Origin of the sequence: Pigmentiphaga sp. YJ18 (assembly GCF_038066655.1) — a bacterium.
In the GTDB taxonomy this organism is placed as follows: domain Bacteria; phylum Pseudomonadota; class Gammaproteobacteria; order Burkholderiales; family Burkholderiaceae_B; genus Pigmentiphaga.
The window spans coordinates 2,408,883-2,429,990 of the sequence record NZ_JBBUKU010000001.1 but is presented as its reverse complement, the minus strand read 5'-3'; the positions used below and the strand labels follow the sequence as shown (position 1 = coordinate 2,429,990).

Annotated in this window: 17 protein-coding genes; 3 read left to right on the top strand and 14 right to left on the bottom strand. The window is 67.5% G+C overall.

The window, feature by feature from the left end; translation table 11 throughout:
• Window positions 1-39: 39 nt before the first annotated feature.
• A complete protein-coding gene (locus tag WKR98_RS11695) occupies window positions 40-909 on the bottom strand; it encodes an alpha/beta fold hydrolase (RefSeq protein WP_341433159.1) in 870 nt (289 codons plus the stop codon).
• 2 nt (window positions 910-911) lie between these two features.
• Window positions 912-1,667, bottom strand: a complete 756-nt coding sequence (locus WKR98_RS11690) for an enoyl-CoA hydratase/isomerase family protein (protein ID WP_341433157.1) — start codon at window positions 1,665-1,667, stop codon at window positions 912-914.
• A 115-nt stretch (window positions 1,668-1,782) separates the two neighbouring features.
• Between WKR98_RS11690 and WKR98_RS11685 the strand changes: the two genes are divergently transcribed.
• Together WKR98_RS11685 and WKR98_RS11680 are read left to right on the top strand one after the other, a co-directional pair.
• Entirely contained in the window at window positions 1,783-3,309 is a 1,527-nt protein-coding gene (locus WKR98_RS11685) for a class I adenylate-forming enzyme family protein (protein ID WP_341433155.1), read from the top strand.
• Window positions 3,310-3,389: 80 nt separating this feature from the next.
• Complete coding sequence (locus WKR98_RS11680) at window positions 3,390-4,115, top strand: IclR family transcriptional regulator (RefSeq protein WP_341433154.1); 726 nt, start codon at window positions 3,390-3,392, stop codon at window positions 4,113-4,115.
• 10 nt (window positions 4,116-4,125) lie between these two features.
• Here WKR98_RS11680 and WKR98_RS11675 read toward each other — a convergent pair whose 3' ends face one another.
• The 4 genes from WKR98_RS11675 to WKR98_RS11660 all read right to left on the bottom strand — a co-directional run bounded on the left by WKR98_RS11675 (window position 4,126) and on the right by WKR98_RS11660 (window position 8,660).
• On the bottom strand, window positions 4,126-4,842 hold the full coding sequence (locus tag WKR98_RS11675) for an aspartate/glutamate racemase family protein (protein WP_124688249.1): 717 nt from the start codon (window positions 4,840-4,842) through the stop codon (window positions 4,126-4,128).
• A gap of 20 nt (window positions 4,843-4,862) precedes the next feature.
• Window positions 4,863-5,849 (bottom strand): Bug family tripartite tricarboxylate transporter substrate binding protein, encoded by a 987-nt coding sequence (locus tag WKR98_RS11670; protein ID WP_124688248.1) that lies wholly within the window; start codon window positions 5,847-5,849, stop codon window positions 4,863-4,865.
• Window positions 5,850-5,982: 133 nt separating this feature from the next.
• Window positions 5,983-7,638 carry an ATP-dependent DNA ligase gene (locus tag WKR98_RS11665; protein ID WP_341433151.1) on the bottom strand — a complete coding sequence of 552 codons (1,656 nt, stop codon included), beginning with the start codon at window positions 7,636-7,638 and terminating at the stop codon, window positions 5,983-5,985.
• Window positions 7,635-8,660, bottom strand: a complete 1,026-nt coding sequence (locus WKR98_RS11660) for a ligase-associated DNA damage response exonuclease (protein ID WP_341433150.1) — start codon at window positions 8,658-8,660, stop codon at window positions 7,635-7,637. Before WKR98_RS11660 ends, WKR98_RS11665 begins: the two co-directional genes overlap by 4 nt.
• 205 nt (window positions 8,661-8,865) lie before the next feature.
• Between WKR98_RS11660 and ssuE the strand changes: the two genes are divergently transcribed.
• Window positions 8,866-9,444, top strand: a complete 579-nt coding sequence (ssuE, locus tag WKR98_RS11655) for an NADPH-dependent FMN reductase (protein ID WP_341433149.1) — start codon at window positions 8,866-8,868, stop codon at window positions 9,442-9,444.
• Window positions 9,445-9,475: 31 nt separating this feature from the next.
• Here the strand turns inward: ssuE and WKR98_RS11650 are convergent, their stop codons facing one another.
• The 8 genes from WKR98_RS11650 to WKR98_RS11615 all read right to left on the bottom strand — a co-directional run bounded on the left by WKR98_RS11650 (window position 9,476) and on the right by WKR98_RS11615 (window position 21,069).
• Entirely contained in the window at window positions 9,476-10,456 is a 981-nt protein-coding gene (locus WKR98_RS11650) for a DUF6607 family protein (protein WP_202865594.1), read from the bottom strand.
• Window positions 10,457-10,490: 34 nt separating this feature from the next.
• Window positions 10,491-11,951, bottom strand: coding sequence for a porin family protein (locus tag WKR98_RS11645; protein ID WP_124688244.1), 1,461 nt, complete (start codon window positions 11,949-11,951; stop codon window positions 10,491-10,493).
• 125 nt (window positions 11,952-12,076) lie between these two features.
• Entirely contained in the window at window positions 12,077-12,916 is an 840-nt protein-coding gene (locus WKR98_RS11640) for a hypothetical protein (protein WP_124688243.1), read from the bottom strand.
• Between the two features lie 112 nt (window positions 12,917-13,028).
• Window positions 13,029-15,530: a PKD domain-containing protein gene (locus WKR98_RS11635; protein ID WP_341433144.1), complete on the bottom strand. Its 2,502-nt coding sequence runs from the start codon at window positions 15,528-15,530 to the stop codon at window positions 13,029-13,031.
• Between the two features lie 42 nt (window positions 15,531-15,572).
• Window positions 15,573-18,344, bottom strand: coding sequence for a TonB-dependent receptor (locus tag WKR98_RS11630; RefSeq protein WP_341433142.1), 2,772 nt, complete (start codon window positions 18,342-18,344; stop codon window positions 15,573-15,575).
• Between the two features lie 97 nt (window positions 18,345-18,441).
• Complete coding sequence (locus WKR98_RS11625; protein ID WP_341433140.1) at window positions 18,442-19,413, bottom strand: FecR domain-containing protein; 972 nt, start codon at window positions 19,411-19,413, stop codon at window positions 18,442-18,444.
• Window positions 19,410-19,949: a sigma-70 family RNA polymerase sigma factor gene (locus WKR98_RS11620; protein ID WP_124688240.1), complete on the bottom strand. Its 540-nt coding sequence runs from the start codon at window positions 19,947-19,949 to the stop codon at window positions 19,410-19,412. Before WKR98_RS11620 ends, WKR98_RS11625 begins: the two co-directional genes overlap by 4 nt.
• A gap of 133 nt (window positions 19,950-20,082) precedes the next feature.
• The gene (locus tag WKR98_RS11615; RefSeq protein WP_341433138.1) at window positions 20,083-21,069 is read right to left on the bottom strand and encodes a Bug family tripartite tricarboxylate transporter substrate binding protein; all 987 of its coding nucleotides are present in this window, start codon (window positions 21,067-21,069) and stop codon (window positions 20,083-20,085) included.
• Between the last annotated feature and the right edge of the window lie 39 nt (window positions 21,070-21,108).

The window sequence follows — 21,108 nt, the reverse complement described above, 5'->3', positions numbered from 1 at the left end:
GCGGCATCCGCGCCCCGCGTGCAACGCGCGGGGCGCGCTTCACGGCCGCGCCAGCAGCGCCCGCAGCGCCGCCACCAGCGCCAGCGGCTGGTCCAGCATCAGATAGTGATAGGCCTGCGGTATCACGACGGGCCCACGCCCATGCCGCAGGCAGGCCACGATGCGTTCCGCGTCCTGTGGGCGGATCACGGTGCTGAACTCGCCGCGCACGTAGTCCACGGGAATCTCCAGTCCGCGCAGCAGGCCCTCCATGTCGGGCTCGTGCGGACCAGGCGGCAAGCCGGGATCGAATTTCCAGATCCAGCCCTGCCCTTGCGGGCGCAGCGAGAAGCGCGCCACGTGATCCAGCAGGAAATCGTTGTCGCACGGCTGCTCCGGCGTGAGCCGATAGCGCGCCCTGGCGCTGGCGAAATCCGGATAGGGATCGAGACGCGGCCGCCGGGGCGGTGCCGCCGAACTGGGCGGACTGTCGGCGAACCGGCAGATGCTGTCGATCGCCACCACGTGCCGGATGCGGTCCGGGAAATCCGCCGCGGCCCGCAACGCGCGGGCACCGCCGAAGCTGTGCCCGACCACGGCCGCCGGCCCCAGCCCGGCATCGTGGATGACCGCGGCGATATCCGCGGCAAAGCTTGCCGCGCTGTACGCCGGGCGGCGCTCGCTGTCGCCCATGCCGGCAAGGTCGATGGCGGCCACGCGATAGCGGTCGGCGAAGCAAGGCGCGATGAAATCCCAATAGTGCGCATGCGCCCGGTAACCGTGGACGAACAGCAGTCCCGGCCGCGAGGCGTGTTCCAGTCCCCATCCCAGGTAGTGCAGCCGCGCGCCGTCCGCCAGGACGAAACGCGATTCGGGGCGCTGGGCCAGCGCGTGCTCGAACCAGGCAGGTGCTTTCGTTTTCTCCGTCACCGTCAATCCATCCTGGCTCGCGGCTGCGCGCCGCCGCCGTCCACCACCGATGCATGGCGGCCGGACTGCGCGATATCCACCCGCGCCTGGGCAACGAGTTGCAGATGGCGAGCAATGGCCGCGCGCCGCTCGGCCAGCACCAGCTTCTTGGTCAGCCTGGTGGCGCTGAGCGAATTGCCCGCCAGCGCGCGCGCCAGTTCCAGCGCCTCGGCATGGGGGTCCGGCGCGATCCGGTTGACCAGCCGGATCTCGCGCGCTTCATCGGCCGTATAGGGCCGCCCCGTCAGCATGATCTCCAGCGCGGCGGCCTCGCCCACGAGGCCCGGCAAGGTGATGTCGCTGATGCCGGACAGCATGCCGTGCTCGACCTCGGGAAAGGCCAGGCGCGCGTCCGGCGCGGCCACGCGCATGTCGCAATGGATGGCCAGCGTCAGTCCGAAGCCGATCACATAGCCGTGCAGCGCCGCCACGACCGGCTTGGTCAGCTCCACGCCCACCGAGGGAATGGCGTTGGCCAGGGTGTCGGTGTCCACCGTCCGTCCGGTGGCTTTCATTTCCTTGAAGTCCGACCCCGCCGAGAATGCCTTCGGCCCCGCGCCGCGCAGCATGATCGCGCGCACGTCGTCGCGCGCCTCGGCCTCGCGCCAGATGTCGCCCAGCCGCGCCTTGTGCGCGGCATCCAGGGCATTCAAACGTTCGGGACGATTCAGGGTGACGACGAATACGCCGTCGCCGGCGGCTTCGAATTCGATGCTCATCGATGCTCCTTTCCATGCCGCGCGCGTCGAGGCAGGTTCAGACGGGATTCTAGGAATAGTTTGTATAGAGCACAACTTGTGTTTATTATGAACATACCCTCTCCCATCCGCCGCTATGACCCTTCCTGCGCTTCTCGAACAAGCCCGCCGGGCCTGGCCCGACCGCTGTGCCCTGATCGATGCGGACAGCGGCCGGCGCTATGGCTTTCCGGAGCTGGTGGACGAAGTGTTCGCCTTCTCGCGCCGGCTGCTCGCGGCCTGCGACACCCGGCCGGGCGACCGTATCGCGCTGCTGGGAGACGCCACGCCCGACTTCCTGTTCGCGGACTATGGCGTCATGAGCGCGGGCCGCGTCAGGGTCTCGCTGGATCCCGCTCTGGATCCGGCCGAACAGCTCGCGCAGTTGCGCGACGCCGGCGCAAAAGTGCTGCTGTACTGCCCTTCCCATGCGGATCGCGTGCAAGCATTGCGGCCGGATCTGGCCGCCTGCGGGGTCGAGGCTCGTCCGCTCGACAGCCTGGCCGACGCCGCCGGGTCCGTCCCGCCCGATGCGCCCCCACCCGTCTGCTGCGAGCCGGACTGGGTCGCGGCGCTGAACTACACGGGCGGCACCACGGGCCTGCCCAAGGCCGTGGTGCACACACACGGCAGCTATTGCGCGGCGCTCCACAACATCATCGCGGCACGCGCGCCGTGGACGGGCGACCGGATGCTGAACGTGCGGCCGCTCTGGCCGATCGCGGCGATTTCGCTGCTGGCCCATCTGCTGCAGGGCGGCACGCTCATCCTCGGCGCACACTTCGAGCCCCGGCGTTTTCTCGACCTGGTGGCACGCTACCGGCCGACCTGCACCTCGCTGGTTCCGACGCACCTGGTCCGCATCCTCCGGGTATTGTCCGGCGAGCGCGCCGGTCTCGACTCGCTGTCGTGCATCGAAATCGGCGCCGCCGCCATGCCGCCGGAACTGTTCGAACAGGCGGTGGCCGCTTTCGGCCCCGTCTTCTCCGTCATCTACGGCCTGACCGAAGCGCCGTGGACCTGCTACCGGCCTCCGCCCGCCGCCTCCGAACTGCTGGCCGATCCGGCCGGCACGCTCGGCCTGGTCGGCCCCACCACCGACCGCGCCGACATCGCCATCGGCGACGGCCAGGCCCCCTTGCCACCGGGAACGGTCGGCGAAGTGCTGATACGCGGCGCCCACGTCATGCGAGACTATTGGAACCAGCCCGGGCTGACGGCGGCCGTCCTGGACGACGGATGGTTCCATACCGGCGACCTGGGCTGCCTCGATGGCCAGGGGCGGCTGCGCATACAGGGACGGGCCAAGGCCATCATTCGCACGGGCGGCAAATCGGTGCAGCCGGCCGAGGTGGAACAGGTGCTGTGCAGCCATCCGTCCATCCTCGAAGCCGCCGTCGTCGGCATCGCCGACCCCGAATGGGGCGAGATCGTCGCCGCGGCCGTCGTCGCGCGGCCCGGCACCCATCCGGGCGGCGACGAGCTGGCGGCCTTCTGCCGGGAGCGCCTGTCCGCGCACAAGCGCCCCAAGCGCCTGGTGTTCATGGACGCCCTGCCGCGCTCCCATTACGGTAAAGTGTTGACCCGGAAGATCCAGGACGCGATCGCCGCCCGCCAAGACTGAACCTCCTTTAGCGTGAACAGGCCCTAGCCTTGCAGACGACGCCAGAACACCGCCCGCCGGACGCCGAAGGCACCGGCCGCGTGCAATCCGTAGACCGTGCCTTCATCGTGCTGCGCGAACTGGCCAGCACGCCGCAAGGCGCCACGGCGCTGGACCTGTCCCGCCGCACGGGCATAGAACGAACCACCGTCCATCGCCTGCTCAAGACGCTCGTGCACTGGGACATGGTCACGGCCGACGACGGCGTCTATGCGCTGGGCCCCGAGTGCCTGCTGTTCGCCACGGCGCATGCCAGCCGGCTCAACGTGCGGCGCGCGGCGCTGCCCTACGCGGTCGAACTGCAGGAAAAAGTCCTGCACGGACGTTCGGCGCTGGTGTCGATCTCGGTGCCGGCGCGCGACCGGATCATCATCGTCGAACGCATCTGGACGCCGCGCACGCCGATGAACGTCATCATCGACATCGGCAACCAGTTCCCCATCGACGACTGCGCCAGCGGCAAGTCCATCCTGTCCACGTATCCCGATGATCTGTGCCTGGCCACGCTGGGCCAGGCCCGTTACGACAAGGTCCGCCCCGCGCTGCGGAAAATCCGCCAGGCGGGAGGGTTCTGCGCCACCGTCGGCCACTACAAGCGCGGACTGGCCTCGCTCGCCTGCCCCTTCCATGGACGGGGCCCGGCGGCGCTCGGCGCCATCGTCGTCTCCGGCCTGGACCTGGACGACTGCCTGGACACGGGTTCGTCGCTGGCGCAGCACCTGTACCGGGCCTGCGAAAACGTGTCGGCCGCGCTGCAGCACGGCTGACACGCACCGGCTAGACCGAGGGGTAGCGGCGCGGCCGCAGCCCCGCCTGGAACCAGTTGATCATCGACACGCCGTCGAACACCGGGATGCCGAAGCGTTCGGCGATGTCGGCGCTGAACGGCGTCATGTTGGCGCACTCGGACACGATGGCGCCCACGTCCGGATGGCTGCCCAGCAGGCGCTCCGCCGCCTGGAGCACTTCGGCGCGCATCGCCTCGAAGCGCGGCACGGTATCGCCCGACTTGATGGACGTGACGAACACCGAGTCGGCCGGCATGCCCTCCACCGGCGTGTCGGCCGCCACGCCCACCGCCTCCAGATGCGAGGCATGCAGGCTCTCGCGGCTGAAGGTCAGGATCCCCACCCGCTTGTCCGGCGCGATCAGGCGCTGCGCCAGCGGCACCTGCAGCAGGCTGCTGGAGGCTACCGGCACGCCGCAGGCGGCAGTCAGTTCCCGCTGGTACAAGGCCAGGAAACCGCAGGTCGTGGCGATGCCGTCCACCCCGCCGGCGACCAGGTCCAGCGCCGCGGCCTTGAACTCGTCCAGCAGCCCCGACGACTCGAGCGCCATCATCTTGTCCGGCGTCGCGCCCTCGACGACGCGGTACTGCACGGGAAAGTCCCAGGTGCCCGCGTGGCCGACATCGCCCGGCAGGCGGCAAAACCCGGTCTTGACCATCAGGATCCCGACGGACACGCCGTGGAAGGTCTTCTTGCGTCCGGCCACCCTTGCTTCCTCCGTCCCGTTCACTTGGGTTCGATCTTCGCGTCCGCGACGGCCTGCGCGTACTTCTTGCTTTCCTGCCGGACGTAGTCGCCGAACTGCTTGCCCGTGACCGTGCCGGCCACCATCCCCTGCTTGTCCAGCCAGGCCTTGAACTGCGGCGACCCCAGCACCTTGGTCAGGCCGGCCTGGACGCGCCGGGACACGGCCTCCGGTATGCCGGCGGGCCCCCACATGCCGTACCACGAAACGAAGTCCATGTTCGGCACCCCTGCCTCGCTCAGGGTGGGCACCGAAGGCAGCAGCGCGCTGCGGCGCTCGCCCGTCACGGCGATGGCCTTCAGGCGGCCGGTGCTGACGAAGGGCAAGGTGGTCAACACGGGATCCATGATCGCGCTGAGCTGGCCGCCCACGATGTCGGTCAGCGCGGGAGCGGATCCCTTGTAGATCACCATGGGGATCGACGTGCCGGCGCGGACGTTGAAGGTTTCCATGGCCAGGTGGCCGCCGGAGCCGAAGCCGCCCACACCGAAGTTGATCTTGTCCGGATGCGCCTTGGCCTGCTTGATGAAATCGCCCACGGTCTCGATGCCGCTCTGCGGCGAAACGACGAAGACCAGCGGCGTGCTGGCCACCATGCCGATGGGCGTGAAGTCCTTGTGCAGGTCGAAGCGCTGCTTCTCTTTCATCACGAGCGGATTGACGATGACCGTGCTGGCCGTCAGAAGCAGCACGTGGCCATCGGGCTCGGCGCCGGCGACATATTCCGCGCCGATGTTGCCGGACGCCCCCGCCCGGTTCTCGACCACCACCTGCTGGCCGAACTCCTCGGACAACTGCGCGGCAAGCGCGCGCGACAGGGCATCCACCGTTCCGCCGGGCACATAAGGGGCGACGATCCGCACCGGCTTGACAGGGAATCCCTGCGCCGACGCCTGTCCCGCCACGAGAGCCAGGACAGCTGTCGCGCCTGCCGTCATTCTTTTCATCATCATGAACGCATTCTGCATTCCGGCATCCTCGATCAATTGTTCGCAATATGGACAACCTGTGCGATTCAGGATTAGGTTATGCGCGGCGCCTGGTTCGGTCAACGAATTTTTGGGCAGACGCTTATGGCTCCCTGGAATGAGCCCCCGGGCATCACGTCCCGGCCGGCGCCGAGGGCAGCAGCGCGGACAGCGTTTCCAGCGTGTCGGCCTCCTCCACCGGCTTGTCCTGCCGCCAGCGCAACATGCGCGGAAAGCGCACGGCGATGCCGCTCTTGTGGCGCGCGCTGCGCGCGATCCCTTCGAACCCCAATTCGAATACCAGGGTAGGCAGCACGCTGCGGACCGGTCCGAAGGTTTCCTGCGTGGTCTTGCGCACGACGGCATCCACCTGGCGGATCTCGTCGTCGGTCAGGCCGGAATAAGCCTTGGCGAACGGCACCAGCCCGCGCCCGGGCGTCCCCGGCGGCGCATCCCAGACGGCGAAGGTGTAGTCGGTGTACAGGCTGGCGCGGCGGCCGTGCCCCTTCTGGGCGTAGATCAGCACGGCGTCGATCGAATAGGGGTCCACCTTCCACTTCCACCACAGCCCCACGTCCTTGCTGCGCCCCACGCCGTAGCTGCCGCCGGCCTGCTTGAGCATCATGCCTTCCACGCCGCGCTCGCGCGAACTCTCGCGCAGCCGGGCGTAGTCTTCCCAGGAACTTTCCCCAAGCAGCGGACTGGGCAGCAACACGGGAACTCCCGCGGCGGCCAGCAGCGCGTCCAGCGCGGCGCGCCGCTCGCGCTGGGGCCGGGCGCGCCAGTCCTGGCCCTCCCGTTCCAGCAGGTCGTAGGCCAGCAGCGCCACGGGTACGTCGCGCAGGATTCGCGGCGTCAGCGTCTTGCGGCCTATCCGCTGCTGCAATTGCGCGAAGGGCTGCACCCTGCCCTCCTTGCGGACGACGATCTCGCCGTCCAATACGGTTCCTTCAGGCAAGGCCGCCGCGGCCTGGAGCAGCTCGGGGAAACGGTCGCTGACCAGCTCCTCGCCGCGCGACCACAGCCACGCTCCACTCGCGCGCCGCACCAGTTGCGCCCGGATGCCGTCCCACTTCCACTCCACCAGCCAATCGGCCGCCGGCCCCAGCAGGCGATCGAAATCCGCGATGTCCGCCTGCAAGGAATGGGCAAGGAAGAACGGATACGGCATTCCGCTTTCCTGGCGGCCAGCCGGCGCCTCGGCGGCGATCAGGGCCAGATAGCCCTGGGCCGACGGCCGCGCGTTCAGATCGGTATAGCCCACCATGCGCTGGGCGACCTCCTTGGCATCCACCCCGGCCAGCTCGGCCAGGACGCGCGTCACCAGCAGCCGCGACACTCCCACGCGGAAACTGCCGGTAATGAGCTTGGTGAAAACCAGCCGGCCGCGCGTGTCGAGCCGGCCCCAGGCCTCCAGCAAGCGGGGCTTCAAGGGTCCGGGATCCATGCCGCGCAACGGCAGCAGACTGTGCTCCATCCATGCGGCCAGGCTGGCATCGTCGGCATGCGGCGTGTCGGGCAGCAGCAAGGCGATGGTCTCGGCCAGGTCTCCCACGGCCTGGTAGCTTTCCTCGAACAGCCATTCGGGAATGCCGGCGGCCTCGCGCGCGTAGTCCTTCAACAGCTTGGCCGGCACCAGTTGCCGCGGCTTGCCGCCCGCCAGGAAATACACCGCCCAGGCGGCATCGGCCGGCGGCGCCTGGCGCAGATAGTCGAGCATGGCCGCGCGCTTGCCCAGACTGGAGGTCGTGGCCTCGAGCGCGACATAAAGATCGACGAAGGCCTTCATGTTTCGTCCGCCCCTGCCACGAGATCGCCGGTGTCGCCGTCGTCTTCATCGCCGTACTCGGTAGCGAACGTCTCCGCATCCAGGCCGCGCTCGCGCAGCCAGCGCACCATGGCATGCGCGCTGCCATGGGTAACGAAAACCCGCTGCGCTCCGGTGGCGTCGACGGCACGCTGCAGGGCAGGCCAGTCCGCATGGTCGGACAGCACGAAGCCACGGTCCACGCCCTTGCGCCGCTGGTTGCCCCGCACCCGCATCCAGCCGCTGGCGTAGCCGTCGGAATGGTCGCCGAAACGCTTGATCCAGGGCGAACCCTGGGCCGAAGGCGGCGCCAGCACCAGCGCCTGCCGCAGCGTGGACTTGTTGGCGACATCGGCCATGCGCAAGGCGGGCGGCAGCCGGACGCCGCTACGGCGATAGCCGTCGTCGATGGCGGCCACGGCGCCATGCGCGACGACAGGTCCGATGGCAGGGTCCACGCTGGCCAGGATGCGCTGCGCCTTGCCAAAGGCGTAGCAGAACAGCACCGAGGCGCGCCCCGCCTGGGCGTTCCGCCGCCACCAGTCGTTCACCTCGCCGAACAGCGCCTCGCGGCCAGGCCAGCGATAGATGGGCAGGCCGAAGGTCGACTCGGTGATGAAGACATGGCAGCGCACCGGTTCGAAGGGCGCGCAGGTCGGGTCGGCCTCGAGCTTGTAGTCGCCCGAGGCCACCCAGACCTCGCCGCGGTACTCGATGCGTACCTGGGCCGAACCCAGTACGTGGCCGGCGGGATGCAGCGATACCTTGACCCCGTCCAGCTCCACCGCCCGCCCATATTCCAGTGTCTGCAGCGGGATGTCGCCCAGCCGGATGCGCAACACCTGTTCTCCCGCCGCGGCGGCCAGGTAGGCGCCGTGCCCCGGGCGGGCATGATCGGCGTGGGCATGGGTGATCACCGCCCGCTCGACGGGGCGCCACGGATCGATATGGAAGCGACCGGGCGGGCAATACAGCCCGTCGCGGGTGGCGACGACGAGATCCATCGGCGTTTTCCACATAAGCCAATAACCGGAAGATATGAGCGCCGCGGGACGGACACAAGCCGGGCATCGCAAGCGGATGGTTCGGTTCGTGAGCAGATGTGAACGCGCCGCTTGTGCGTTCAGCTTCTGAGCAAATGCGAATTTCTTGGTTGGGTTCCGGCGGGCGCGGGCTTATGGTGACAGCCTCGACATTCAGCAGCCCGCCATGTACTCGATCCTGACCATTACCGGCAGCCCCTCGGCCGTCTCGCGTTCGACCCTGCTGGCCCGGACCCTGGACGCGCACCTGCAACAGGCGGGCTACGCGATCCGCTCGCTGAACGTACGCGACCTGCCCGCCCAGGCCCTGCTGGCGGCCGACACCGCCGATACCCGCATCGCCGCCGCGCTCCGGTCCCTGGCTTCGGCCGATGCCGTGGTCATCGCCACGCCCATCTACAAGGCAGCCTACAGCGGGATCCTGAAGACCTTCCTGGACCTGCTTCCCCAGACCGCGCTACAGGGCAAGGTCGTCCTGCCGCTGGCCACGGGAGGCTCGCCGGCTCATCTGCTGGCCGTGGACTATGCCCTGCGGCCCGTGCTGAACGCGCTGGGCGCGCGCCATATCCTGAGCGCGGTGTTTGCCGCCGATGCGCAGATCTCGGGCGACGCCGTGACCGGCTACCAGCTCTCGGCGGAGATCGCCGACCGGCTGCACGCCAGCGTGCGCGAATTGAACGCCGGCGTGGCGGCCAGCCGCCTGCGCGTGGTCCGCGGCGAAGAGCGCGAGCGCCTGTACGCCTGAACGGACGGGCGCCCCGCGCCCCTGCCCCCGACTAGGGTGCCGACACCCACGGATCGAACAGCTCGCGGATGTCGGCGTCGCCGATCGCGACGCCGTTGTACGCCTGCTGGGACTGGATGTACATGCTCATGATCATCTTCATGCCATCGACCGGATAGTTCAGCCTGACCCCCTGCCCCAGGGCGATGCGCCGGCTCCACTCGGCACGGATGCGGCGCCAGTAGTCCGAAGTGTTGTCCCAATAGACCTGGCCGCTGCGGAAGTTGAAGCCGGTAATGCGGCGGTAGTCGTTGACGCCGGTCTCGCGCACCAGTGTTGCGCGTTCCCGCTCGCCTTCGCGCACCACCTTGCGATTGGCCTGTTCGTGCAGCCAGCCCTCGGCCGTGATGCGGTGCGTGTTGACGATGCCCAACGCGTTGTAGTCGGCGCGCCGGGTATATTCGCGCCTCGGCAGCGGCCGCCACCCGGCATCCGAGGTCCACGTCGGAATGTCGTTCTCGTAGGTCCACTTGCCGGTGCCGCAGTAGCGCGGCGCATCGCTGACCTCGTAGACGCACTGCGTCCAGGCTCCCTTGGTGATGGCCGGATCGATGGGACGCAGGCGCCAGGTCTGGTTCTCGGTGAACTCCAGCCGCGCCGGCGCCTGGTAGTGCCAGTCCTGCCGCCAGTGCTTGACCACGAAGCCGGCGGTGCGATGCACCAGCAGGTGCTGGAGCACGATGCGGTCGCCCTGGTCCTCGGCCACCAGCACCATCTCGTAGGCGCCGCTGCGGTAGCGCCGCTTGGGCTCGTAGCCAGGCGCGGGATCGCTTTCCTCGAAATTGAAGCCGACCCGGTACTCGCCCACCATCGCCAGGATGGCCTGCCGGTCGCGCTCCAGGCCTTCGGCATGGCTGATAACCTGCGGACGCTTTTCGTCCGGCACGGCGCGAACGTGGGCGGTGGACAGGCAGCCGCCCAGCAGCACGGGCAGCAGACACGGGAAAAGCAGGTGTCGGAGTTGGATCTTCATGTTGGGGATTCCGTTAAAGGGTGTTGAAGCATCGTCAGAAAACCTTGGTGAAGCCCAGCGTGAGGCGGTTCTTCTCGTAGGTATGAAGGTGCGGGATGCTGCTGCGATTCTTGCGGTACTCGTAGCTCATGGTGGGCGTCATCCCCTGCCAGGCGTAGCCCGGCAGCGACACGCTCACGTACAGGCTGCCCTCGTGGTCTCGCTGGCGCTTCCCGAATAGCGCGACGGCCTCGTCCGCCTGCCGCTGGCGGTAGCCGTAGGCCATGTTGACCGCCACCTTGCCGCCGAACGATTTGTAGATTCCCAGACGCGCGCTCTTTTCGCGGTAGGCGAAGATGCCGAGGTTCGCCTCGCTCTCGCGCCAGGACAGGCTGCCGTACACCAGAAGATCGGGGCGGACGGCGTACTGCCCGAACAGCCCTATGCTGCGAAAGTCGCCTTGCAGGCTCTCCAGCCGCTGCGCAAAATGGCGATGCTTATATTCGTAGCTGGCTTCGAGCATCGCGCGCGGGCTGACCTGCCGGCTGATGCTGGTTCGAAAACCAAAGGCGTGATAGGCCTTATGCCCGCCTTCGCGGTCGTATTCGAACAGCGGCAGGAACTGGAACTGATTGCGCGCCGACCCGTACTGGTAACCGAAGTAAGTGGTCGATGCGAGGTTGCCGTAATCGTCTTCGTTCCGGTAGCGGTTGCCATAGTTGAGGCTGCGCAGCATGAAGGCGTGGTTGCCCGCCAGCGGCCATAGCTTGTTGACGGTGCCTTCGAAATAGGCGCCGGTGTCGGCGGCCTTGCGGCCCGGCACGTTCTCGAAGCATGCGTCCAGGAACCGCAGGGCGCACGGGTCCACGATCGTCGAAGCATTGTTCAGATTGTCCTCGCGTACCGCCGACAGGGACAGCGTGATCCGCATGCGCGTGCGCTGCTCGATGGCCGCCAGATAGTCGGCGACGTGCCGCTCGATTTCCGGCGGAAGCGGCCGGGCCTGCAGCCGCTGGAAGATCGCCTGCGCATCGCGCAGGCGATTGTCGATGAACAGCACGCGTGCCAGGTCCAGGTCGCCTCGGGTAAACAAGGGGTTTGCCTGCAGCACCTGGCGGTAGCGGTCGATGGCGTCGGCATGATCGCCCTGGGCCGCCAGGCGGCTGGCCTCGACGAACGTGAACAGTGCCGGATCGTGCCTGGGAACCTGTTGGTACTGGCGCAGCAGCCGGTCCGCGCCGAACCAGTCGTGCTGATTGACGGCGTTCAGGATCGCGAGCGTAAGCTGCCCTACCCGGGCTTCGGGAACCTGCCAGGCCGACAGCATGGACTCGTGGACCCAGCCTCCCTGGCCATCGGGACGGGACGGCGCGGCCTGGCGGCGGATTTGCCGGGATTGCTGCTCGGCACCCTGCCAGAGCCGGTCAGCCGTGTCCTGCTGGGCCCAGGCGGAGCCCAGGCCCAGGCACCACAGCCAGGCGGTCCAGCGGAGAAAGCGAGGAAATGAAACGGTCATGGGGCCGGCGCGATACCAGTCGACCAGGCCCCATCCGAAAGGAAAGCGGGGCCTGGAGAAACCACGCGCCAACGTCTCAGGCGGCGGTTTCTTTTTTGGTGGACATCAGGAAAGACGGGCGCCGCTTACTTCTGGCGCGCGCCGAAAGAAGCGACATAGCCCGTGCCGAGATAGGTGCCGCTGGCAACCCCGGCCAGCGCGCTGGCGTTCGCGCCGGCATCACCGAAGAATTGGCCCTGGCTGGTGCCGTTCGTCGCGCCCGGAGCGGTCGTGCCCACGTAGTACTTGGCAGTCCCGCTGAAAACCGCGCCGCCGGTAGCGGCGATTTCCAGCGTTTTCTTGCCCGTGCCGCTCCCCGCGGTGAATTGCCCCGAAATGGATGTGGCGCCCGACGACACCGTCAACTGGCCAGGCAGGACGCTCGGTGCGTTGACGGCGGTGCTCGGGGTGGCCACCAGGGCCACGCCTACATAGTCGGTCGACGACGACGGCAGGACGCGGTCCTTCTTGTCGCCCACGTACCACGCCTGGTGGTCGACCAGGCCGGGCGTGGCGGAATCCGCGCTGGCGATGCCGAAGTAGACGCTCTTGGCCAGGCCGGGAATCTTGATGCCGTCCAGGCCGACCGCCAGCGGTTCCTCTCCCTCGTGTTCCGGCTCGGTATGGATGAAGCCGGGCGCCAACTGATGGTAGGTGAAGACCCAGTTGGTGCTGGTGCCGGCCAGGGTCTGGTCCAGCGCGGAGACGTGGGTGAACGACTCGATGCTTTGCAGGCTGATGTAGTCGCTGGTGCCGGCGGCCGCGATGCCCGGCGCGCCGATCGGGCCATGGAATCCACCCACGGTGGTGGGTCCGAGGTTGACGAGATTCACCACGCCCGCCTTGTCGCTCACGACCTCGTAGGTCTGCGCCTGTGCCGCGCCGGAGACGGCGAGAATGGCCAGTGCAATCAGTGCTTGCTTCATGATCATCACTCCTTGGATGTGTGCCAGGCACACGGGACGCCCGTGGCGGAATGCCGCGGACAGGCGGCCCGGCGCCCGCCGGGCCGCGGCCTCCCCAGTCGGCCGCGAACGTTCAATTGAGCGGCCCCCGATGCAAGGTGTAGCCTTCCTTTTCCGCAACCCGGAAGGACCACGTGAACTGATAGGCATCCACGATCTTTTGCAGGCGCGCTCCCTCCGCATTGCCCTCGGCCGTATTGCCCAACGCCGTCCATGCGGCATGGAGCTGTGCTTCATTGGCGATGGGCGGACGCTCCAGGGAAAACTCCACCGAGTCGCCCTTGCGAATCACCTGGTTGTTCCGAAGACCGTTGAAGACGGGCTGATAGCCCTCGACCACCGAGGACGTGCCCAGGTCCACGATGGTGTAGTCGCGGTCGAAGGCCGTCAGGCGAAAGCGTTCGACGGCCAATGACGTAGCGCCGCTTTCCACCGGCTGGACATTGCTGAAGCGCGCATTCGCGGCGGCCGTGAAGGGAAAGAACAACTGGATGTTGCCTTCCACGTCCGAATCGCGGTCATTGGCCAGGAGCCGCTCCAACAGTAGCGTCGGGTAGTTCTCACGTCCCTTGATGACCGTGAAAGCTACGCGTTTGGGGTCGGAAACGGCGACCCCGTCGCTGATCCTTGCCTCCACCACGTAATCGCCGGGCACAGTAAGGTCGAAGCCGTTTCCATTGGGGTGGCACTTTTCCCCGGCGGCCGTCGAGCACGAATAGGAAGGGAAATTGGCGCCTTCGGGCTGCTTGATGACAGAAATGTCGTAGTACAGCGGCGAGTCCTGATCCGGGTCGAACATGTATTGGACGTTCGAGGTAAGAAACATCGGGGCGGACTCGGCGATCACCGGTTGGCCCGGCGTGGTTCCGCTGTCCAGGCCGCCATTGCCGTTCGGATACCAGATGTAGTGATTCTGAAGCGAAAGGCGCGTCAGTACCGGCGGGTTGTTGCCCACCTTGGCGAAGGCGCTGGCGCTGGTCGTCGCCCCCACCCGGTTGCTGATCGCTCCCTTGGAATCCTTGACCTGCAGAAAGGCGATGTACGGACCGGGCTTATCGGCCACCACGCTGGCGGTGGGATCGTTCTGGCTCTGGGTCAGCACGGCGCTGCTGCCGGCCGGGCGCTCCAGGGTCCAGGTGTAGAAAAGCTGGTCGCCGTTCTTGTCGGAGCTGGCACTGCCGTCGAAGGTGATGGTCTGGCCGACCAGGATCTTGGCCACGTCCACCTTGGCGCTGGCCACCGGTGCGACATTGGCGCCCGTCTTGATGCTGAGCGCATAGTCCGCGACCGCGCTGTCCAGCTTGCCGTCGCTGACGACGAGCTCGAACCGCCAGTTGCCCGTCTTGCTGCCATCCAGCACCACGGAGCTGGCCGTCGACGTCAGCCGCTCGCCCGGGGTGGCCTGGTTCCAGTAGGTCCACTGGTAGGTCAGCGGATCGCCTTCAGGATCGTGGGAGGCATAGGCGGCAATCGTGCAATAGGGGTAGTAGATGGAGGTTCCGCCGAGCTCGCATTCGCCGGTGCCCGAGATGCCGGCCACCGGAGCGGTATTGACGGTATCGTCCGCGGCTTTCGCGACGTTCACGATCACGCGCTGCGTGGTGGCGGCGTGTCCGTCGTACGCCATGAAGTCGAAGGTGTACTTGCCGACGACGTCGGGAACGAATTCGGCCTTGGCGCTATCGGCATTGGCGATCGTGGCCTTGCTGCCGACCGGAATGGCGGCGGTGGTCGGGAAACGCCAGCGGTAGCCCAGCGCATCGCCGTCGGGATCCTTGCTGCCGCTGCCGTCGAGCACCACGGGCCGGCGCAGCGTGCCGGCAAAGACCAGGTAGCCGTTGCGGTCGTACGCGGCATCCGCCGGCGCGGTGATGGAAACGACCGGCAGGCTGTTGCCGGTATTGACGGTGATCCTGACGTCGGCCGGCTCGCTGGTCTTGTCTCCATGGCGCACGACGAGACTGGCGCGGTAGATGCCGACCCGGTCGGCAAGGAAACCCGCCTTCGCGCTGGTCGCGTCTCTCAGGGCGGTGATCAGCTCATTGTCGGGTTGCTCGACCAGGGTCCATTGATACCGCAGCTCGCCCACGGCCGCGCCGGTGGGCGCGAGGCTGTGGCTGCCGTCCAGCACGACGGTGGCGCCGCGTAATACCGTCTGTTCCGCGGGAATGGCCACTGCCAGCGGATTGACGCTGGTCGCCGTGATGGTCACGCGCGCGCTGCCGCTGGACGTGCCGTCGCTGACGATCAGGTCGGCCGCGTAGTCGCCCGGCAGGTCCGGGGTCAAGGTCGGCCTGGCGCTGGCCTTGTTGGACAATACCGCGCCGCTGCCCTCGGGTTTGGCCGACAAGGTCCACGCATAGCTCAGCGTGCCGCCATTGGGCGTGGTGCTGGCGCTGCCGTCGAGCGTGACGGCCGTGCCGATGGGCACCCTGGTCCGGTCGGCGGTGGCGATGGCGGTGGGCCGCGCGGTGCCGGAGCCGGCGCCGCCGCCATCTCCACCGCCGCATGCGGCAAGCAGCATGACGGCGATGCCCGCCAGCCCCGCCCTGAGGTTGCGCAAGGAAAGAATCATGGCTGTGGAACCCTCTGGTGGTTGAATGGAATATCCAAGGTCTCAATACCTCAAGGTCACGCTGACTCGCGCCGTGCGACCCGGGGCGGGGATCAGTCCCAGGCTCAGGGCGTCGAGGTAATAGCGGTCGGTGATGTTGTCGAGGTTGAAATCGATGCTGACGCGATCGTTGACCCGGTAGCTGGCGAACAGGTCGAACACCCGGTAGGCATGCCAGGGCACGATGGAAAGGAAGCTGCGCTGGGTGTCGTCGTTGTATTGCGGCGCATTGGTGCGCCGGCCCATGAAGGTGCCGCGCACGCCCAGTACGAGCCGGTAGTCCAGCAGGCGCGCCCCCAGGGTGATGCTGCCGTGCCACTTGGGCGGCACCATGTTGTTGATGTAGCTGCCGGCGATACCGTAGTCGTTGCAGCGCTCAGCCCGATAGCTGCCGGTATGGCAGATCTCGATCTTGTTGTATTTGGTGGCGCCGAATTGCGTGAACACCACGCCCAGGTCGTACGAACCCGACAACTCCAGCCCGTTGAAGGTCGCGCTGTCGATGTTGCGCATGGTGAAGTTGGAGGCCTGGCTCAGCTCGCCGCCCGCGCCGCCCTCTTCCCACAGGTTGGGAGTCGTACGCGTCAGGTAGTCCTTGGTGTGGTTGCGAAAGTAGGCCAGCTTCAGGCGCAATCTGTCGTGGCCAGCCAGGATGCCGTCCTTGAGATAGTTGACGCCGACTTCCTTGCTCCTGGTGTGTTCGGGCTTGAGGATGACGTCGGACGTGGCATCGAACGAAAAGCCGGAGGTGCTCTCGAACAGGCTGGGCATGCGGTAGGCCTCGGCATAACGGCCGTAGAACTGCAGGCCGTGCTTGCCCGGCTCCCAGCTCAGGCTGATGACCGGCGCGGTGCCGCTTTGCTTGTTGCGGTTGGGCAGCGGATCGCAGGCGCCATCGCCATTGGCATCCACGCAGTTCGGGCTCTGCGGGTCATGGACCGTGATGGGCTTGTCGTCATGCGACTTGAAACGGGTATGGCGCACGCCCACGTCCAGGGCCACCGTTTCCACGGGCTTGTACAGCCAGGCCACGAACGCGCTGTATTCGTCGCGGCTGCCCTGCCGCCCCGCAAGTCCCCGGAAGTCCGGCGCCAGGGGCGTGGTGCCGACATCCTCCCATTGTCCGGCCACGCCATAGCGCAACTGGCTTTCGCCCCAGGCGCGATGATCCAGGCTGGAGGTGTTCTCCAGGGTCAGCCCCCAGCGCCGGTATTTCTCGCGCTCGTTGTTGTAGAGATCGGGCTGGATCGCGCTGGGGCTGTTGTTGGTGGCGCGAGTGCGGGTGTGCCAAAGATTGGCGCGCAGGTCCAGCAGGGGCATGCCGGCCGGATTCCAGTGGTAGCGGCTGCTGTAGGTGTCGACGGTGACGTCGCTGTTGCGTGGCTGCGTGATCGGCGCGAAGTTGGCGAAACGGACGATCTGCGAAGGCATGATCTCGCTGTACACGCTGCGATAGCGCAGGTAGCTCAGTTCGAGCTCCTGGTCCTGCGGCAGGTAGACGGTGCCCTTGAGCAGCGCGGACCTGCTTTCGTAGTTGGTGCCGGGAATGCGCTCGCCGGCCTGGAAATACGAGGCCCCGCGGACCTCGGGGCGAACCTCGGTATAGAACGGCAATTTGCGCCGGTTCGAAACATCGACCCACGCCGAGGGGCCGTGCGCGCCGGCGTAGTAATTGCCTTGCTCGCGTTGCGCATAGGCCGCGACCAGATCGAATTTCTCCCAGCGCTTGGCGATGGCCAGGCTGCCGGCATAGCTCCTGGGCCGGAAGGTGCCGGGCCGGTCCAGCCCCTCGGGGTTGCCCCATTCCTCGGGCAGGGCGTATCGCCCGGAGCAGGCGGCGGCCGTCACGCAATCGGCGCGGTAGACCGGCGCAACGCCCAGCGTGCCGCCGGTATACAGCCCGGCCGGCGTATCGGCCGCCACGGGCGAGCCGCTGTTGTTGCCGATGGCCTGCCCGCGCACGCGCAGGCCGAAATCCTGGCCGGGCCGCACGATGTCTTCGGCCTTGATGGTCCGCATGCTGACCAGCCCGCCGGTGGCGCCGGTGCCTTCGGCCGACAGGGTCGGGCCCTTGTCGATCTGGATGCCGCCGATCAGGTCGGGATCGATGTAGCTGCGCGAGACCGCGCCGGAGTATCCCCGGTATACCGTGGTTTCCTGGCGGGCGCCGTCCACCAGGACGGGCACCCTGCCCTGCCCCTGCATGCCGCGGATGTTGATGTCCAGTCCGCCGCTGTTGCGAAGCTCGCCCACCAGCACGCCGGGCGTGTCGCGGAAGATGTCGCCCACCGACGTGCCGCGATTGCGCTCGATGTCTTCGCGGGTCAGCACGCTGCGAGAACCGGCGGTCCGGTAGGCCTCGTCCTTGGGATCCTGGTCGCGCGTGCCCTCGACCGTGATGGTCGGCAACATCGATTGGCCGATCGAGCTGCGCCGCAGGGAATAGATGCCCGCGTCATGGACGGCCTCGAAGCCGCTGGCCTCCAGCAAGGTGTTGAAGCCCTGCTGCACCGTGAACATTCCGCGCAGCCCGGGGCTGCGCATGCCGGCCAGCCAGGAGGCATCGAACGACAGCACCACGCCCGCCATGCCCGCGAACTGGCTGAGCGCCGCCCCCAGCGGTCCGGCCGGCACCTCGTAGTGGCGCGCCTCGGCCGCCACGGCGGTGCCCGTCGGCATCATCGCCGGCAGGCTGGCCGCCAGCATCAAGCTCCACAACAACCGACGCGCGAGAGTGCGCCGGAACGCGCACGCGCGGCCCTGCAACATGGTCATCCTTTCGCCAAGACGTTCGTGAAATACGTGCTCCTGATAGGGAGTCGAACGAACGCGCCCAAAAGGACAATCACCCGGAAAAAAAGGCCGCGGCCCGCTAGCGACGGACGATCCGCGTCCAATAGCGGGTCCGGCGCCGGACCTCCACCGGAAAGGTGCGCCGCAGGGCGGCCAGCGCGGCATCGCTGTCTTTCAGGGGAAACGAGCCGGAGACCCGATAGCCGGCGACGGCCGGATCACAGCCCAGCCAACCGGGGCGGTAACGGGCCAGCTCCGCGACCACATCGCCCAGCGGCCAGTCGGAAACGACCAGCACGCCCTTGGCCCACAGCGCTCGCGCGGGATCGGCCCGGGCCACTGCCTGGACTTCCCGCTCCGACATGACGGCCTCCTGCCCCGCGTGGATCAGGCGCGCCGGCGCGGACGCCCGGGCGGGATGCAGCAGGACCGCATGTTCGAGCACGGCGACCCGCGTGGCGCGCGCCTCCAGCCGGACGGTGTAGCGTGTCCCGACCGACGTTGCCAGGCCATGGAGGGTCCCGACCCGGAACGGACGCCGCGCCGGATCGGCGGCCGTTTCGACCAGCACGTTGCCGGTCCGCAGCCAGACCAGGCGCTGGCTAGCGTCGAAACGGACGTCGACGGCGGCCTGGCTGTCGAGGACCAGACGCGTGCCGTCCTCGAGCACGAGGGGGAGGATCTCGCCCTTGGCCGCCTGATAGTCGGCGCTGGAAAACACCGGCTGCCGGGCCACCAGCAGTCCCCCGCCAAGCATGGCCAGCCCGCCCAGGCCCCGCAGCATGGCTCGGCGGCTGCCTGCCCGCGATCCGGCCAGGTCCAGCGCCGCCGCCGACATCTTGCCCGGCACGCTGCCCAACCGGCGTTGCAGCCGTTCGAGCTGGTCCCAGGCCCACTTGTTGTCGGCATTGCCATCGTGCCATTGGGCCCATCGTTCGCGCTGCGCGGCATCCGGCGGTTCCGCGCACAATTGCGCATGCCATTGCGCGGCTTCGCGCAGCGCCAGCAGACGAGGGGCGGAAACGGCACCCGCCGGGCCGGCCGCCGTCACGTGGAGAACTCGCCCGCCCGCACCAGGAAGAGCAGGCATTGCTCCGTTGCACGAGCCATGTACTTCTTGACGGAACTTACCGTGACCTCCAGGCGCAGGGCGATCTCGGCATAGCCCAGTCCCTCGAGCTGCGACATCAGGAAGGCTTGCCGCGGCTTCGCGCCCAACCCTTGCAGCATCGCGTCGATCTCGCACAGCGTTTCGATCGCGGCCAGTTGCGTCTCGGGCGAGAACTGGACGGGTTCGGGAGCAAGCGCCAGCGCGTCCAGCCACGCCCGCTCCAGCGCCTGGCGCCGGAAATGGTCGACCATGACGCGATTGGCGATGGTGACGAGGTAGTGGCGCGGTTCATGCAGCACCGGCAACTGCCCTTTAGCCACGCCCGCCAGTATCCGCAGGAAGGTGTCCTGGGCGAAATCGGCGGCCATGTGCGTATCGCCCAGCTTGCGCCGCAGCCAGTCCTGTAGCCACCGCTGGTTCTCGCTGTACAGCGTCGATATGGACTGAGGCGACGGTGAAGTGTTGACGGCATCCATGGAGAATCGCCCGCCCCGCTTTTATGGATCTTAATGATAATGATACTTGTTCTTATTTAATAATCAAGAAGATCCATTCCCACCGAGGTGCCGCCACCGCCGCGCCCGGCCAGGCCGGGCGCGGAAGAGGCGGTCAATCGCCGACGATCTTGCGGTCCCGGATGATGGCGCCGAAGCGCTTGGCATCGTATTCGGCACGCTCGTGGAACTGCTCGGGCGTCATCGGCGCGGGGTCGCCGCCCAGGGCCACCAGGCGCTCGCGGAAGGCGGGCGTGCTCACGATCTTGTTGATCTCGGTATTGAGCTTGGCGACGATGTCCTTGGGCGTGCCGGCGGGCGCGTAGAACCCGAACACGGTATCGGCATCGAAGCCCTTCAGGCCGGCCTCGTCCAGCGTGGGCACGTCGGGAAACATGGGCGAGCGCGTCAGGCTGCCCACGGCCAGCATGTTGAGCTTGCCCGATTTCACGTGCTGCATGGCGATGCCCGGGTCGAAGGCGAAGTCGATCTGCCCGGCCAGCAGGTCCACCAGCGCGGGCGCCGCGCCGCGGTACGGGACATGGACGGCGCTCACGCCGGCCTGGCTCTGGAACATTTCCGCGGCCAGGTGGGGCGAGCTGCCGTTGCCCGGCGTGCCGTAGGTCAGCTTGCCGGGATTGGCCTTCAGGTAGTCGATGAACGACTTGACGTCGGTGGGCAGCTTGCCCGGCTTGACCACCAGGAACACCTTGACCTTGGCGGCCGCGGCCACGGGCGCGAGATCCTTGATGGGGTCGAAGGACATCTTGGGATAGATGTACGGATTAACCGACACCATGCCGCCGGAGCTCATCAGCAGGGTATAGCCGTCGGGCGCCGAGCGGGCCACCGCCTCGCCGCCGATGTTCCCGCCCGCCCCGCCCTTGTTCTCGACCACCACGGGCTGGCCCAGCACCTCTTGCAGGGGGCCGGTGATGGCGCGCGCGATCTGGTCGGCGGCACCGCCCGGCGGGAAGTTGACCACGACCTTCACGGGCTTGGTCGGATAGGACTGCGCCATGGCGCCGAAGGCCACCGCGCATCCCAGCGCGAGCGCGCTCCATCTGGCCGCGAGGGCCGCTTTGCCTGCTTGACGGTTCATGTCTGTCTCCTGTTTTGTCATGAACGAACACGGATGCCC